This is a genomic window from Caenibius sp. WL, assembly GCF_019803445.1.
Lineage (GTDB): Bacteria > Pseudomonadota > Alphaproteobacteria > Sphingomonadales > Sphingomonadaceae > Caenibius.
On sequence record NZ_CP081844.1, the window covers coordinates 1913438 to 1929127 of the forward strand.

Below are 15690 nucleotides of genomic sequence, written 5' to 3' on the forward strand. Positions count from 1 at the left end.
GTCGTGGCGGGATGATTCGGCGGCCTGCATGAGAACTTGACTTTCCGTTGGGAGGGGGCATTGGGCGCGGCGGCTTTTGACAGCGCCTGCCGCCTATGGCAAGGCGCGCGCCGCGCTCCTCCGGGGAGCTTTACAAGACCAAACCGATTATGCATCGCTTTGCCGCCGGAAACGGCGCGCTATCTGGGGATTTTCCATGGTAAAGCCTGAATGGGGCACCAAGCGTACCTGCCCGAAATGCGGCACCCGCTTTTATGATCTGGGCAAGGATGAGCCTGCCACCTGCATCGATTGCGGCAGCCAGTGGTATCCGGAACCTGTGCTGAAATCGAAGCAGCCGATTCCCTTCGAAGAAGAGAAGAAGCAGAAAGTCGAAGATCAGGACGCCGATCTCGGCGATGACGATCTGGACGATATCGACGATGACGGCGATTCGCCGGACAACGATGTCGATCTCGGCGGCGATGACGATCTCGGCGTCGCCGGCGCTCCGAGCGAGGACGACGACGACAACTGATGCCTTGGCGGGGCCGGCGATCCGGCCCCGTTTGCCAGCCTGCTTGCGATGCCGCGAACGCGTGTCGCCCGTCTCGAACGGAAGTTTCGAGAAAAAATGAAATCCCCTCTTGCCAAGCCCGGAAGGTGCTTCTAGAGGGCGGCCTCCCAGCCGGAACGGCCGGGACGAAGCGCCTCCCAGGGCGCTGGATTGAATGGAAATCGGGGCCGTAGCTCAGCTGGGAGAGCGCTACAATGGCATTGTAGAGGTCAGGGGTTCGATCCCCCTCGGCTCCACCATTCAACCATGAATGGCTCGCTTAGAGTTCTTTTTCCGAAAGATCGCAGGCGCACCATTCTGTACATAAACGGCTGCATTGCAGCTGTACGCTGGCCGACGAGGTTTCGTCCGCCGGCGTTTTTCGCGTTTAGCACCGCCCTGCGGTGGAGGAGTGACGAAGCGCATGTTCGATAGCCTTTCCGATCGTCTCGGCGGCGTATTCGATCGCCTGCGCGGGCGCGGTGCGCTGAGCGAGCAGGACGTGCGCGATGCGATGCGCGAAGTGCGCGTGGCGTTGCTCGAAGCCGATGTCGCGCTGCCGGTCGCCCGCCGCTTCATCGATGCCGTCACCGAAAAGGCCGTCGGCCAGAACGTTCTGAAATCGGTCACGCCGGGCCAGCAGGTCGTCAAGATCGTCAATGACGAACTGGTGGAAATGCTCGGCGGGGCTGAAACCGTCGGAATCAATCTCGATGCCCGCCCGCCCGTCGTTATCATGATGGTCGGCTTGCAGGGCTCGGGCAAGACCACCAGCACCGCCAAGATCGCCAAGCTGCTCAAGGAAAAGCAGGGCAAGAAGGTGATGATGGCGTCGCTCGACGTCAATCGCCCCGCCGCGCAGGAACAGCTTGCCGTTCTGGGCGAGCAGGCGGGCGTCGCCACGCTGCCGATCGTTACCGGGCAGGCCCCGGTCGATATCGCCACCCGCGCCTTGCAGGCGGCGAAGCTGCAGGCGGTCGACGTGCTGATGCTCGACACCGCGGGCCGTCTCCATGTCGACGATGCGCTGATGGCCGAAATGAAGGCTGTCGCCGCGATTTCCAATCCGCACGAAGTGCTGCTGGTGGTCGATTCGCTCACCGGCCAGGATGCGGTGAACGTCGCGCAGAGCTTTACCGCCGGGGTCGATCTGACCGGCGTCGTGCTGACCCGGATGGACGGCGATGCGCGCGGTGGCGCGGCGCTGTCGATGCGCGCCGTCACCGGCAAGCCGATCAAGTTCGCGGGGATGGGTGAAAAGCTCGATGCGATCGAGCCGTTCCATCCCGGCCGGGTTGCCAGCCGCATTCTCGGCATGGGCGATGTTGTCTCGCTGGTTGAGAAAGCCGCCGCCGTCATCGAGAAGGAAGAGGCGGAGCAACTCGCCGAGCGGATGATGAAGGGGCAGTTCGATCTGAACGACCTTCGCACCCAGTTGAAGCAGATGCAGAACATGGGCGGGCTCGGCATGCTGGCGGGAATGATGCCCGGCATGAAGAAGGCCAAGGCGGCGATGGCCGCCAGCGGCGTGAACGACAAGGTGCTGGTCCACATGGATGCGATCATCGGTTCGATGACGCCCGCCGAACGCAAGCGCCCCGAACTGCTCAATGCCAAGCGCAAGAAGCGCGTGGCCGCCGGGTCCGGCACCCAGGTGCAGGACATCAACAAGCTCCTGAAGATGCATCAGGAAATGGGCCGCGCGATGAAGCAGATCAAGAAGATGGGCGGGCTCAAGGGCCTCGGCGCCATGTTCGGCAAGGGCGGTCTCGGCGCCGCGATGCCCGGTCTCGGCGGCGGGGCCGGTGGCGGCCTTGGTGGGCTGGGCGGCGGGGCGGACTTGCCTCCCGAACTGCAGAATTTGTTGAATAACAAAAAGTAATTTCAGTAATTTAAGACAGAAAGGTCAAATCGATGGCAATTTCCCTGCGTTTGTCGCGCGGCGGTGCAAAGAAGCGCCCCTACTACCGTATCGTCGTGGCTGACAGCCGCTCCCCGCGTGACGGCAAGTATCTGGAACAGATCGGCACCTACAATCCGGTTCTGCCCAAGGGCGATGAAAACCGCGTCAAGCTGAACGAAGATCGCGCCCGCTACTGGCTCGGCGTCGGCGCGCAGCCGACCGACCGCGTGGCCCGTTTCCTCGATGCCGCCGGGATCAAGGAACGCGCTGCCAAGGTGAACCCGAAGAAGGGCGAACCGGGCGAAAAGGCCAAGGAACGCGCTGAAGAAAAGGCTGCAAAGCTGGCGGAAGCCGAAGAAGCGGCCAAGGCTGCTGCCGAAGCGCCGGCTCAGGAAGAAGCCGCTGCTGAAGAAGCACCTGCGGAAGCTCCGGCCGCTGAAGACGCACCGGCCGAAGGTGCGGCTGAGGAACAGGCCGAGGGCTGATAGCCTTGGCACAGGATCAACCCGTCACTCTCGCGGCCATTGTCGGCGCGCACGGCGTGACGGGGGAAGTCCGCCTGAAACTGTTCGGGGAGGGCGTCGTGGCGCTCTCCCGCTACAGCAGTTTCAATGACGGCGCGCTCACGCTCAGGAAGCTGCGCGACGACAACAAGGGCGGGGCGATCGCCCGCTTCGCCGAAGTGACCGACCGCAACCGGGCCGAAGCCCTGCGCGGCACGGCGCTTACCGTCCCGCGTGCGGCGCTGCCCGATCTGGACGAAGGCGAATATTACCACACCGATCTGATCGGCCTTCCGGTGGTTTCAACCACGGGCGAGGCGCTGGGCCGCGTGATCGCGGTCGAGAACTATGGCGCGGGCGACGTGATCGAGATCGAGCGGCCCGATGGCAAGCGCTTCATGGTTCCGATGCGCGTGGAAGCTGTCCCCGAATGGAATGCGCAGCGCTTGTTGCTTGATCCTGTTTGGGTGGAATAGTATATACATCTCGTATATACGGAGGCTGCGGTGAGCAAGGAATTCAGGGCCAAGGTGTTCAAGTCGGGCAATTCGCTCGCACTGCGCCTGCCCAAGGCGCTCGGCCTTGAGGAAGGCACCGAAATGGTCCTGCGCGAAGAGCGGGGCAAGTTCCGTTTTGAGCCGGTCGAAAAACCCAGGGCAAAGATCGACATCAGCGGTTTCGCGGGTAAAGCGCCGGGTATCAAGCTGGCCCCGCGCGAAGACTTCGACGAACGCCCGAGCGTGATCGCTGCTCGCAAGGCGGCTGAGGAAGCGGCGAAGAAGAAGTGATCCGCTATCTGATCGATGCCAATGCCGTCGTCTATGCTCTGGACGAAGGGCATGAGGCACTGACAGCGCGAATCGCGGATTGCGCGCCGGGCGAAATCGCGATTTCGGTTATCAGCTATGCCGAGATCGCTTATGGCACCTATGCTGGCAAGCCACCTCCGGCTGAAGTGCTTGAGGCCTTCGTGGCGGCCATTCCGATTTTGCCGTTCGACGAAGCGGCCGCGCGTGAATATGCGCGGCTTCCGTTCAAGCGCGCCCGCTTCGATCGTCTGCTTGCCGCCCATGCGCTGAGCATCGGCGCGGCCGTCATCACCAACAACGAAGCTGACTTTGCCGATGTCCCCGGCCTTGCGGTGGAAAACTGGACACTCTGAATGCCTTTCGCCGCCACCCTTCTGACACTCTATCCCGAAATGTTCCCCGGCCCGCTTGGGATCAGTCTCGCGGGCCGCGCGCTGGAAGACGGGCGCTGGTCCTGCACTGCGGTGCAAATGCGCGATTTCGCGCAGGACAAGCACCGCACGGTGGACGATACGCCCGCCGGTGGCGGGGCGGGCATGGTGCTCAAGGCCGATGTGCTGGCCCGCGCGATCGATCATGCCCGCGCGCTGCAACCCGATTGCCCCGTGCTGGCGATGACGCCGCGCGGCAGACCGATCACGCAGGCCCGGATTCGCGCTTTGGCGGCGGGGCCGGGCGTGACGATCCTGTGCGGCCGTTTCGAGGGATTCGACGAGCGGATCTTTGCCGGCCGCGACGTGGAAGAAGTGGCCGTGGGGGATATCGTCCTGTCGGGCGGAGAGCCTGCCGCGCTGATGATACTCGATGCTTGCATTCGCCTGCTGCCCGGCGTAATGGGCGCGGTCGAAAGCGGGCATGAAGAGAGTTTCGAACAGGAACTTCTCGAATATCCGCAATTCACCCGACCTGTCGAATGGGAAGGGCGCACGATCCCTGAAGTGCTGCGATCGGGGGATCATGCGAAAATCGCCGCCTGGCGGAAACAAAGGGCGGAAGAAGACACACGGTTACGCAGACCGGACCTTTGGGAGCGCCACAGGGGCGCTCGGGACCAGTCTGCCTCTGGCGCGCGGCAGGAAAAGAAGGACCAGGCTCAATGAACCTGATTCAGCAGATCGAAGCCGAGGAAATCACCAAGGCTGGCAAGGATATTCCCGAGTTCCGCCCGGGTGACACCGTGCGCGTCGGCGTGAAAGTCGTCGAAGGCGCCCGTACCCGCGTCCAGAACTACGAAGGCGTGTGCATCGCACGCTCGAACCGTGGCATGGGTTCCAACTTCACCGTCCGCAAGATGAGCTTCGGTGAAGGCGTGGAACGCGTGTTCCCGCTCTATTCGCCGAACATCGACAGCATTACCGTCGTCCGCCGCGGTATCGTGCGTCGGGCGAAACTCTACTATCTGCGTGGCCGCACCGGTAAACGTGCGCGCATTGCAGAACGGCGCGATTTCCAGAGCGCCGGCCAGGAGGGCTAAGGCCCCACGCCGCACAACGGAAAATCCGTAAAAGGGCGTACCTGGCAAGACCGCCAGGACGCCCTTTTTCTTTAGGTTCCAGACACGTCGAGAAAGGACAGGACATGCAGATTGCGTTTTCCCGCCGCGGCGTGTTGGCCGGGGGTATCGCGCTGGGGCTGATCGGGTGTTCGAAAGCGTCCGACGCACAGGCGCAGGCCGGAATCGACACCAAGGCTCTGGCTCTGATCGCCGCCGCGCGCGGGCAGATCGGGGTCACGCGGGCCTATGATCCGGGATACAGCCGCATTGCCTATCCGGGGGGCGATGTCCCGCGTGAGCGGGGGGTGTGCACCGACGTGGTGATCCGCGCCTATCGCGATGCCTTCGGGATCGATCTCCAGCGCGCGGTGCATGAGGATATGGCGGCCCATTTCGCCGCCTACCCACGCCACTGGGGCTTGCACCGGCCGGACCGGAATATCGACCATCGCCGGGTGCCCAATCTGGAGCGGTTCTGGCAGCGGGCAGGGGCGGACTTGTCGTTGCCTAGCACGCCGGCGGGTTGGCGGCCGGGCGATCTCTTTTCCTCGCTGGTGGGCGGGCGTCTGCCGCACACCGGCATCGTATCCGACAAGGTTTCGCCGCGCGGCGTTCCTCTTGTCATCCACAATATCGGCCGCGGCACGCAGGAAGAGGAAATTTCCGCCGTGGGCCGGACGATCGGCCGGTATCGCTGGCGGGTCTGAATCATGCCCCGGCGCGGTGCGGCGGGCGAAACGAAAGCTGAGGCAGGGCCGGCGAAGCGGCCAGCCAGAGAAGGAGCAAGAACGTGGGTTATCGTGTAGCAGTTGTCGGTGCGACGGGTAATGTCGGGCGTGAAATGCTCGCCATTCTGGCCGAGCGTGAATTCCCCATCGATGAGATCGCGGCTGTCGCCAGTCCCCGTTCCACGGGCAGCGAGATCGAATTCGGCGACACCGGCAAGATGCTGAAGGTGAAGAATATCGAACATTTCGATTTCACCGGCTGGGATATTGCGCTGTTCGCCGCCGGTTCGGGCCCGACGCAGATCTATGCGCCGAAGGCCGCCAGCCAGGGCTGCGTGGTGATCGACAACAGCTCGCTCTATCGCATGGACCCCGATGTGCCGCTGATCGTGCCCGAAGTGAACCCGGATGCGATCGACGATTACAAGAAGAAGAACATCATCGCGAACCCCAACTGCTCCACCGCGCAGATGGTCGTCGCGCTCAAGCCGCTGCACGATGCGGCGAAGATCAAGCGCGTGGTCGTGTCCACCTACCAGTCGGTTTCGGGCGCGGGCAAGCAGGGCATGGACGAACTGTTCGAGCAGAGCCGGGCGATCTTCGTCGGCGATCCGGTCGAAGCGAAGAAGTTCACCAAGCAGATCGCGTTCAACGTGATTCCGCACATCGACGTTTTCCTGGACGACGGTTCGACCAAGGAAGAATGGAAGATGGTCGCGGAAACGAAGAAGATCCTCGATCCGAAGATCAAGCTCAACGCCACCTGCGTGCGCGTTCCGGTGTTCGTCGGCCACTCCGAATCGCTGAACATCGAGTTCGAGCAGGAGCTTTCGGCGGAGCAGGCGCAGAACATCCTGCGCGAAGCGCCGGGCGTGATGCTCGTCGATAAGCGGGAAGACGGCGGTTACGTGACCCCGGTCGAAGCCGCCGGCGACAGCGCGACCTATATCAGCCGCGTGCGTGAAGACCCGACGGTGGACAACGGCCTGAGCCTGTGGTGCGTGTCGGACAACCTGCGCAAGGGCGCCGCGCTCAACGCCGTCCAGATCGCGGAACTGCTCGGCCGCCGCCACCTCAAGAAGGGCTGAGCGCGCTTAGAGCCTGCGCGCAGCGCTGCACACACGCCGGCCCGCCCTGGTTTGTACCGGGGCGGGCCGGTGCCGTTTCGGGATAGGAATTTGGGTGCGGGGCCCCGCGCCGGATCAGTGGCCGGTGTCCTCCGGCGTGAAGGTGGGGCCGGGCCTGATCTTCATCAGCAGGATCAGCGGCAAAGTCGCCAGCGAGAACCACATCATCAGATAGAAATCGTCAATATAGGCGATCATCGCTGCCTGCCGGTTGATTTCCGCATCGACCATGTGGAGCCCGGCATCGGCGATGGACTGGTAACGGTCCACCGTGGAAAGGTCGATCACCCCGCCGAGATTGCCCGAGATGTGGGTGGAAAGGTCGGCGTGGCTGATCTGTATGTTGCGCGCGTACAGCGCGGTCATGATCGAAATGCCAATGGACGAGCCGACCGAGCGGAACAGGTTCAGGAGGCTGGAGCCTTCCGCCCGCAATTGCGGCTTGAGCGTGGTGAACGCCGCGACGTTGACCGGCAGGAAGATCATCCCCACGCCGAGCCCCATGATGATACCCGAAACGATGATATGGTACTGGTCCACCGCGAGCGACCAGCCCGCCATCATGTGAAGCGAATAGGCCAGCAACACGGTGCCGGTGCCCACCAGAATGCGCGCATCCACACCGCGCCGGACCAGCCAGCCGACCGCCTGCATCGAAATGAGCGTGCCCACGCTGCGCGGCACCAGCAGGATGCCGGTGTCGATCACGCTGTAGCCCAGCAGGCCTTGCATCAGCGGCGGCAGCAGCGCCATGTTGGCGTACATGACGATCCCGGTGACGACCATGAACACCAGCGCGATGTTGTAATTGAGATCGCCGAAAAGCTGGCGGTCGAATAGCGGGTGGGCGGCGGTGCAGAAATGGATCACCGCCATCCACACGCAGGAAATGATGATCCCGAGATAGATCCAGCTTTCCGCCGCGTGGAACCAGTCGACCTGATGGCCGCGGTCGAGCAGCATCTGCAGCGCGGCCAGCGCGACGGCGACGAGCAGGAAACCGGTCCAGTCGAACGGGCGCTTGACGCGGGGCGTTTCCGGCAACTGTGCGATCAGCATCGACAGCGCGATGATTCCCAGCGGCACGTTGACGTAGAAGATCCAGCGCCAGTTCGAATATTCAGTGAGATAGCCGCCGAGGACCGGGCCGATGATCGGGCCGATAATCACCCCGAGGCTCCACAGCGCCATGATCGGCGCATGGCGGCTGGGCTTGGTGGCATCGAGCATCGAGCTTTGGCTGAGCGGCAGGATATAGGCGCCGGAAATTCCCTGCAGGCAGCGGAATAGCACCATGGTTTCCAGATTGCGCGCCATTCCGCACAGCATCGAGGCGATGACGAAGCCGATCACCGACAGCAGGAACAGCCGCCGCGCGCCGATCCGCCCGGAAAGCCACCCGGTGGTGGGCAGGGCGACCGCGCTGGCGATGATATAGCTGGTCAGCACCCAGGTGACGGTATCCGGCTGCGCGCCCAGCGCGGACTGCATGTGCGGCAGCGCGACATTGGCGATCGTCGAATCCAGCACCTGCATCAGCGCGGCCAGCATCGTGCCGAACACGAGCATGCTGTGATTGGGCACGGGAAAGCGTGGCGCGTCGAGGATGGCTCCCGCCGCTGCCGTATCGCCGCCGTTCTGCGCCGGAGGTGCGGCGCTGGCCATGGCCTCAGTGGCCCTTTTCATTGGTGAACACGGTTACATCCACCGACAGACCGGCGATAAGCTGGCGCGGGCTTTTGCCTTCGATGGCGATGCGCACGGGCACGCGCTGCGTCACTTTCACCCAGTTGCCGGTGGCGTTCTGGGCGGGGAGGACGGAAAATTCCGACCCCGTGCCCGCGCCGATGGACGTGACCCGGCCTTTGAGCACCGTGTCGGGATAAGCGTCGAAGCGGATTTCGGCGCGCTGGCCCACCCGCATGTCCTTGAGATCGGTTTCCTTGAAATTGGCTTCCACGTAGCTGTCATCGCTTTTCACCAGCGTGACGACGGGCAGGCCGGAGACGACAAGCTGCCCTTTCTGCAAGCGGTCCGATTCCGCGATCACGCCCGATGCGGGCGCGCGCACCACCGTGCGCTTAAGATCGAGTTCGGCCGTTGCGCGCTGGGCCCTGGCCACCGCGATCTGCGGATTGACGCCGGGCACTGCCGCCCCGCTGGACAGGCGTGCGCGGGCTTCCGTCTGGCTGGCGAGCGCGGTGCGCAGCGATGCGCGGGCCTGCTCCACCGCGTGGCGGGCGGCATCGTAATCGGCCTTGGTGGTGAAGCCGCGCTGCCACAGCGCGCGCTGCCGGGCGAAAGTGGCTTCGGCGAAAGCAATGTCTTCCTGCGCCGCGCTGATATCCGCGCCGGACAGCGCGGCATCGTTGGACAGCGCGGTGACATTGGCCTGTGCGCTGGCCAGCGCGGCATCGGCCTGCTGGATTTTCAATTCGAAAGGATGCGGATCGATGCGGAACAGGATCTGCCCCGCTTCGACATGCTGGTTTTCCTTCACCTGGACATCGGCAATCGGCCCGCCGACTTCGGCGCTGACCGAGACCTTGTCCTGCCGGACATAGGCGTTGTCGGTCGATACTTTGCCTTGCTGCATGATCCAGTAGGTGGCCCCCCCGGCGACGATCAGCAGCGGCACGCTGATCATGGCCAGAAGGCGCAGGCGTTTGGTGGCGACAGGCGCGATTCCGCCGCGCTCCGGCGTATCGGGCATGGCGGAATCGTTGCGGATGGGCAGGTCAGCCTCAGCCATCGATGGTCTCTTTCGTTTCCTGTGTCTTTGCCGGCGCGGCGACGAGCTGTTCCGCCATGCGGGCGAGCAGGGCGTGCAGGGTTTCCAATTCGTCGGGCGCGAAAATGGCCTGGATATCGTGGGCCAGGTGATCGATCTTTTCCTGCAGCACCGGGGCCATGGCCCGAGCGCGTTTTGAACGCAGCAGCAACCGCGCACGCCGGTCGTTCGGATCGGTCTGGCGCTCGATCAGGCCGGATTCGACCATCCGATCGACCATGCGGCACAGCGTGATCGGCTCGACTTCGAGCATGTTGGCGTAATAGCTCTGCTGTTCGCCCTCGCGCGCGGCGAGCAGCATCAGCAGCCGCGCCTGCGGGCCCGTCACGCCGATTTCGCGCATCCGTTCGTCGAACAGGCGCCGCATATGGCGCGCGCAATCCGCCAGAAGATAGCCCACCTGTCTCATGATGAGGGCAAATATAATAAGGCTGCTTAGTATGCAAGCGGACGTAATGGAGGAAAGCGCCTGTTTTTGCATTCCTCCACCGTGCGGTTTATCGCGCCTTTTCGGCTGGAACAGTGGAGACCGGAAACCGATGGCGGATGTGATCGACGAGTGTGTAACCGCGCGCGACGGCACGCGGCTGGCGATCCACCGGATCGGGGCGGGGCGGCCGTTGCTGTTGCTGCACGGCCTGTTCTCCAACGCGGATACCAACTGGATACGCTTTGGCCATGCGGCCACCTTGGCCGATGCCGGGTTCGATGTGATCATGCCCGATCTGCGGGCCCATGGGCAGAGCGAGGCTCCGCACGGGGCCGGTGCCTATCCGCGCGATGTGCTGGTGCACGATGTGGAGGATATCATCGGCCATTACCGGCTCGGCACATTCGATCTGGCGGGGTTTTCACTCGGCGCGCGGACTGCGGTGGCGGCGGTGATCGCTGGCGTGGCTCCACGCAGGCTGGTGCTGGCGGGCATGGGGTTGCAGGGGCTTTCCGGCTGGCATGACCGCGCGGCCTTCTTCCTCGATGCGATCGATCGTTTCGAGGAGGTCAAGCGCGGCGATCCCGCGTATTTTGCCGTCCAGTTCATGAAATCGACCAAAGTCGACCGGGTGGCGGCGCGGCTGCTGCTGCAATCCGTGGGGGACATTGCCGAGAGCGATCTTGCGCCCGTCACCATGCCGGCGCTGGTGGTGAACGGGGACAAGGACCGGGACAACGGCGCCCCCGAAGACCTGGTGGCCGCGCTGCCCGATGCGCGCATGGCCGAAATATCGGGCACGCATATGAGTTCTGTCACCGATCCTGCGCTGGGGCGGACGATTGCCGATTTCCTGACCGCCTGAGGATGGGCGCGGGCTGAACGGGCGGGGGCCGGCGCGCGCATCCCAAACGCTGCAATACCCGCCGCAAAAGGCTGCGGGGCAAAAAGAAACCCCCTTTCCGCGAGGAAAGGGGGTTTCTGAAAGACGCACCCGGCAGGTGCGAAGCGCTGGGTTACCCTCAGGCTTCGTTTTCGGCGGCCTCATCCATGAGGTCGGCCGGGATTTCGCCGGGTTCCGCGTTCGGATCGACGGCTTCGGTGAAGCCTTCCGATTCGGCGCGTTCATCTTCGAACATCTGGGCCATGACGTCGACGCCTTGGCTCTGCAGTTCCGCTTCGTCGTCCGAACGGGCGACATTGGCTTTCACGGTTACCGAAACTTCGGGGTGAAGGGCAACGCGCACGTCGAACATGCCGATGGTCTTGATCGGGCGTTCGAGAATGACCTGCGACTTGGTGATGTCGTGGCCCTTGGCGACCAGCGCATCGACGATGTCGCGGACGCTGACCGAACCGTAAAGCTGGCCCGAGTTCGACGAGGCGCGGATCAGGACGACTTCGACGCCATCCACGTCCTTGCCCTGACCTTCGGCCACGACACGGCGTTCCGCGTTTTCCTTTTCCAGGCGTTCGCGGTTGGCTTCGAAGACCTTCTTGTTCGCGTCGTTGGCGCGCAGGGCCTTCTTCTGGGGGAGAAGGAAGTTACGGGCGTAACCGTCCTTCACGGTGACGACGTCACCGATGGAACCCAGCTTCTCGATACGTTCGAGCAGAATGATATCCATGGTCGTGCCCTCCTTACTTCACGATATAGGGCAGCAGGCCGATCGTGCGCGCACGCTTGATCGCCTTGGAAAGTTCACGCTGCTTCTTGGCGGAAACGGCGGTGATGCGGCTGGGGACGATCTTGCCGCGCTCGGACATGAAGCCCTGCAGCAGACGGACGTCCTTGTAGTCGATCTTCGGCGCGTTCTTCGCGGAGAACGGGCAGCTTTTGCGGCGGCGGAAGAAGGGGCGGGCCATCAGTTGTTGTCTCCATCCCGGTCGCGGCTGCGGCGACGTTCGCGGTCGTTCTTGCGCATCATCACGGACGGGCCGCCTTCATGTTCGTCCACACGGACGGTCATGTAGCGGATGATGTCTTCGTTGATGCGGCTCTGGCGCTCCAGCTCTTCGACAACGCTGCCCGAAGCATCGATGTTCAGCAGCACGAAGTGCGCCTTGCGGTTACGGTCGATCTTGTAGGCGAGGTTCTTGAGACCCCAGGTTTCGGTCTTCGTGACCTTGCCCTGACCCTGTTCGACAATCTCGGTGGCAGCGGCTGCCAGCGCATCGACCTGGCTCTGGCTCAGGTCCTGGCGCGCAAGAAAAACATGCTCGTAGAGCGGCATGTGCGCTATCCTTTCAATTTCCGCCGATCGCTGGCATTCCCGCGCCCATCGCGGGAGCCCCTCCGGCCTTCTTCGATTTCCAGAACAGCGATGGGCATGGCCCTGCCTGCACGGGAAGCGCGCGCCATAGCCGGTTTTTGCAGGAATGCAAGGCGGAGCGAGGAAATTCTGCGGGCGGGCGCATGTATCGGGGATGATCTGGCCGCGCCGATCCTTTACGCCGGCAACGCAGGTGCGGAAATCGATCACCTTGCCGCTTGCGTTTGGCATCCGCCATGATCAGGAAAAGACGATGACCCGTACAGGCACCCGATGGATCGTTTGGCTGGCCGCGCTCGCCGCGTCGTCGCCCGCGCTGGCTGAGGACAAGGGCGATCCCGGCCCGCTGCAACAGGCAATTGGCGATCCCGATGGTCTTTCCGTCTCGGGCAGCGTGCGCGTGCGCTATGAAAGCATAGCCAACCAGTTCCGCCCGGGGCTGGAGGAAAACTCCGATATCCTTCTCATCCGCTCCACTCTGGCGGCGCAGTACGATACCGGCCCCGTTCGGATCGGTGGCGAGCTGATCGATGCGCGGGCCTATCTGGCCGGACGGAACAGTTCCATCGGGACCGGCGAAGTCAACGCGCTGGAACTGGTGCAGGCCTATCTCGGATTCGATTTCGGCGACGGCCTGGGCAAAGGCAGCGACACCACGCTGGATGTGGGCCGCTTCACTATGGATCTGGGTTCGCGCAGGCTGGTGTCGCGCAACAATTTCCGCAACACCACCAATGCCTTCACCGGGGCCAAGCTGCAGGTCCGCACGGCGAACAAGGGCACCGTGGCGGCTTTCTATACTCTGCCGCTGATCCGCGAACCGGCGGACAAGGACGGCATTCTCGACAACCGGGTGAAATGGGATCGGGAAAGTTTCGACCTGCAGTTCTGGGGCGCTTTCGCCAGTCAACCGGTCGGGCGGGGGATGACGCTGGAAGCCTATTTCTACGGGCTCAACGAACGCGATTCGCATCGGCTGGCGACGCGCAACCGCCAGCTTTACACCCCCGGGCTGCGGCTGTTCACCAAGCCCGCGCCCGGCAAATGGGATTTCGAGCTGGAAGGCGCTTACCAGTTCGGCCACGTGCGCCAATCCGCGGCGGAAGCGGCGGACCGGGTCGGCGTGTCGGCCTATACGCTCCACGCCGAAGCAGGTTATCAATTCGCCGCCGACTGGTCTCCGCGCGTCGCGCTGGAATACGACCGGGCATCGGGGGACAAACCGGGCGGCCGCTACGGCCGGTTCGACAATCTCTACGGATCGCGCCGGGGCGATTTCGGGCCGACCAGCACGTTCGGGGCCCTGGGACGCAGCAACGTCAGTTCGCTGGGGCTGCGTCTGGAAGTGGAGCCGAGCAAGCGCTGGGACGGCTTCCTGCATTACAGCGCGAACTGGCTCGACAGCGCGTATGACAGTTTCGCCACCACCGGCGTGCGTGATCCGGCTGGGGCGGCGGGCCGCTTCGCCGGGCACCAGATCGAAGCGCGCGTGCGCTATTGGGCGGTCCCGGGAATCCTGCGGCTGGATACGGGCGGGGCGGTGCTGCTCAACGGGCGCTTCCTGAAGGACGCCGCCAATGCCAACCGCTATGGCAATCCCGCTTTCGGCTATGTGGAACTGACCGCCACGTTCTGAGCCGGTCAGCCCAGCTTGCTGAGGATATCGCGGGCGAACAGCGAAAGCGTGTCGTCCCGCGCGCCCATCACCACGATCCGGTCGCCCGGCTGCGCCAGTGCGACAATGGCCTGCCCGCAGGCCTCGCGATCCGGGATATAGCGCGCGTGGCCGCCTGCCTGTTCGATCAGGCGGACAATCCGTTCGCTGCCTTCGCTGCGATCCACCGTGCCGCCGAAATAGACCGGATCGCACAGGATCGTGATGTCGCCTGCGTCCAGTTCCTGCGCGAAAGTTTCCGCCAGTTCGCGCCCCATCTGGCGCAGCGGGCCGTAACCGTGCGGCTGGAAGAAGGCGATCACGCGGCCCGGATGGCTTTTGAGCGTGCGCAGCGTGGCGCGGCATTTTTCGGGATTGTGGCCGAAATCGTCGATCACTGTCACGCCTGATGGGCTGGTGCCGATGATATCGAACCGGCGCGCAAGCCCCGCGAACGTGCCCAGCGCGGCCACCGCATCGGCAATGGAAACGCCGGCCGCATGGGCGCCCGCCACAGCGGCGAGAGCGTTGGAGAGATTGTGGCGGCCGGGCACCTGCAAAACGAGCGCGTGGCGCATGCCGCTGCTCCGGTCGATCAGTGTGGCCGCGATCCCGGTCGGACTGTCGGCGACAGTGCCGGGCTCGACGCCGATCATCGCTTCGGGATGGTTGATAGCGAACGTGACCGGCGCACTGGCCCCGCTGGCTAGCGCGCGGCTTTCGCTATCGTCCCAGTTGATGGCCGCGCGGCCTGCGATGGCGAGGAAATCCCCGAACAACTGGCGCAGTTCCTCCATGCTCTTGTGATCGAGGCTGACATTGAGCAGCACCGCGACCGACGGGCGGTAGAGCGCGATGGAGCCGTCGCTTTCGTCGACTTCCGAAACAAACACATCCCCCGCACCCACTCGCGCGCTGGCAAAGGGTGTATCGGGCGCGACGAAGTTCTTCATCACCGCGCCATTCATGATCGTGGGATCGCGCCCGGCCTGATGCATGATCCAGCCGAGCATTCCGGTCACGGTCGATTTGCCGCTGGTGCCGCCCACGGCGATGGACGCGCGCGCGCGGTTGAACAGGGTGGAAAGCAATTCCGCCCGGGTCATGCGCGGGCAGCCCAGTTCCTTTGCCCGGATCACTTCGGGCACGGTGTCTTCCACCGCGGCCGAGGCGACGAGCACCTGGGCAGCATTGGTGACGCCGCTGCCGTCCTGCGGGAACAGAGCGATGCCCTGCCGTTCCAGCCAGGCGAATTTTTCCGGCGTGCGGCCCTGGTCGCGGCTGCGGTCGGACCCGGCGATGGCCGCGCCCTGTCCGCGCAGGATCATGGCGAGCGGAAGCATCCCCGATCCACCAATGCCGCAAAAGAACCAGGGGTGAGCAGTCAAATCAGCCAGATTGTCGTTCATAGTCCCTCGGTATCAGTTGTGCCGGACAACACA

Annotated in this window: 19 protein-coding genes and 1 tRNA gene; 13 read left to right on the plus strand and 7 right to left on the minus strand. The window is 63.9% G+C overall.

Annotated elements, in window-relative coordinates; all coding sequences use genetic code 11:
• Positions 1–196: 196 nt before the first annotated feature.
• From K5X80_RS09155 to K5X80_RS09205, 11 genes are all read left to right on the plus strand, one after another.
• A complete protein-coding gene (locus tag K5X80_RS09155) occupies positions 197–517 on the plus strand; it encodes an FYDLN acid domain-containing protein (protein ID WP_222557445.1) in 321 nt (106 codons plus the stop codon).
• 202 nt (positions 518–719) lie between these two features.
• Positions 720–795: transfer RNA gene (locus tag K5X80_RS09160), tRNA-Ala, on the plus strand.
• A 164-nt stretch (positions 796–959) separates the two neighbouring features.
• Positions 960–2417 (plus strand): signal recognition particle protein, encoded by a 1458-nt coding sequence (ffh, locus tag K5X80_RS09165; RefSeq protein ID WP_222557446.1) that lies wholly within the window; start codon positions 960–962, stop codon positions 2415–2417.
• 32 nt (positions 2418–2449) lie between these two features.
• Complete coding sequence (gene rpsP / locus K5X80_RS09170) at positions 2450–2923, plus strand: 30S ribosomal protein S16 (RefSeq protein WP_222557447.1); 474 nt, start codon at positions 2450–2452, stop codon at positions 2921–2923.
• Between the two features lie 5 nt (positions 2924–2928).
• Positions 2929–3417: a ribosome maturation factor RimM gene (gene rimM / locus K5X80_RS09175; RefSeq protein WP_222557448.1), complete on the plus strand. Its 489-nt coding sequence runs from the start codon at positions 2929–2931 to the stop codon at positions 3415–3417.
• 30 nt (positions 3418–3447) lie between these two features.
• Complete coding sequence (locus K5X80_RS09180) at positions 3448–3729, plus strand: AbrB/MazE/SpoVT family DNA-binding domain-containing protein (protein WP_222557449.1); 282 nt, start codon at positions 3448–3450, stop codon at positions 3727–3729.
• Complete coding sequence (locus K5X80_RS09185; RefSeq protein WP_222557450.1) at positions 3726–4103, plus strand: type II toxin-antitoxin system VapC family toxin; 378 nt, start codon at positions 3726–3728, stop codon at positions 4101–4103. Before K5X80_RS09180 ends, K5X80_RS09185 begins: the two co-directional genes overlap by 4 nt.
• Entirely contained in the window at positions 4104–4850 is a 747-nt protein-coding gene (gene trmD / locus K5X80_RS09190) for a tRNA (guanosine(37)-N1)-methyltransferase TrmD (RefSeq protein WP_222557451.1), read from the plus strand.
• Positions 4847–5224 carry a 50S ribosomal protein L19 gene (gene rplS, locus K5X80_RS09195; RefSeq protein ID WP_222557452.1) on the plus strand — a complete coding sequence of 126 codons (378 nt, stop codon included), beginning with the start codon at positions 4847–4849 and terminating at the stop codon, positions 5222–5224. The genes trmD and rplS overlap by 4 nt, the downstream gene beginning before the upstream one ends.
• A gap of 104 nt (positions 5225–5328) precedes the next feature.
• On the plus strand, positions 5329–5952 hold the full coding sequence (locus tag K5X80_RS09200; protein WP_222557453.1) for a DUF1287 domain-containing protein: 624 nt from the start codon (positions 5329–5331) through the stop codon (positions 5950–5952).
• Positions 5953–6035: 83 nt separating this feature from the next.
• Complete coding sequence (locus K5X80_RS09205) at positions 6036–7061, plus strand: aspartate-semialdehyde dehydrogenase (RefSeq protein WP_222557454.1); 1026 nt, start codon at positions 6036–6038, stop codon at positions 7059–7061.
• A 114-nt stretch (positions 7062–7175) separates the two neighbouring features.
• On the opposite strand, the gene K5X80_RS09210 is transcribed toward K5X80_RS09205, so the two are convergent.
• Genes K5X80_RS09210 through K5X80_RS09220 form a run of 3 tightly spaced genes read right to left on the minus strand, consistent with a single transcriptional unit; the run spans position 7176 to position 10300 of the window.
• Entirely contained in the window at positions 7176–8786 is a 1611-nt protein-coding gene (locus K5X80_RS09210) for an MDR family MFS transporter (protein ID WP_222557455.1), read from the minus strand.
• Positions 8770–9852 carry an HlyD family secretion protein gene (locus K5X80_RS09215; protein ID WP_222557456.1) on the minus strand — a complete coding sequence of 361 codons (1083 nt, stop codon included), beginning with the start codon at positions 9850–9852 and terminating at the stop codon, positions 8770–8772. The genes K5X80_RS09210 and K5X80_RS09215 overlap by 17 nt, the downstream gene beginning before the upstream one ends.
• Entirely contained in the window at positions 9845–10300 is a 456-nt protein-coding gene (locus tag K5X80_RS09220; protein WP_222557457.1) for a MarR family winged helix-turn-helix transcriptional regulator, read from the minus strand. Before K5X80_RS09220 ends, K5X80_RS09215 begins: the two co-directional genes overlap by 8 nt.
• A gap of 130 nt (positions 10301–10430) precedes the next feature.
• Here K5X80_RS09220 and K5X80_RS09225 point away from each other — a divergent pair, with 130 nt between their 5' ends.
• Positions 10431–11186 (plus strand): alpha/beta fold hydrolase, encoded by a 756-nt coding sequence (locus K5X80_RS09225; RefSeq protein WP_222557458.1) that lies wholly within the window; start codon positions 10431–10433, stop codon positions 11184–11186.
• Between the two features lie 157 nt (positions 11187–11343).
• On the opposite strand, the gene rplI is transcribed toward K5X80_RS09225, so the two are convergent.
• The 3 genes from rplI to rpsF are packed head-to-tail and all read right to left on the minus strand — an operon-like array spanning position 11344 to position 12555.
• A complete protein-coding gene (gene rplI, locus K5X80_RS09230) occupies positions 11344–11949 on the minus strand; it encodes a 50S ribosomal protein L9 (RefSeq protein ID WP_222557459.1) in 606 nt (201 codons plus the stop codon).
• 13 nt (positions 11950–11962) lie between these two features.
• Positions 11963–12187, minus strand: coding sequence for a 30S ribosomal protein S18 (rpsR, locus tag K5X80_RS09235; RefSeq protein WP_021689187.1), 225 nt, complete (start codon positions 12185–12187; stop codon positions 11963–11965).
• Complete coding sequence (gene rpsF / locus K5X80_RS09240) at positions 12187–12555, minus strand: 30S ribosomal protein S6 (protein WP_222557460.1); 369 nt, start codon at positions 12553–12555, stop codon at positions 12187–12189. Before rpsF ends, rpsR begins: the two co-directional genes overlap by 1 nt.
• 292 nt (positions 12556–12847) lie before the next feature.
• Here rpsF and K5X80_RS09245 point away from each other — a divergent pair, with 292 nt between their 5' ends.
• Complete coding sequence (locus K5X80_RS09245; protein WP_222557461.1) at positions 12848–14230, plus strand: alginate export family protein; 1383 nt, start codon at positions 12848–12850, stop codon at positions 14228–14230.
• Positions 14231–14235: 5 nt separating this feature from the next.
• Here the strand turns inward: K5X80_RS09245 and K5X80_RS09250 are convergent, their stop codons facing one another.
• Positions 14236–15657: a glutamate ligase domain-containing protein gene (locus K5X80_RS09250; RefSeq protein WP_261390483.1), complete on the minus strand. Its 1422-nt coding sequence runs from the start codon at positions 15655–15657 to the stop codon at positions 14236–14238.
• Positions 15658–15690 lie beyond the last annotated feature (33 nt).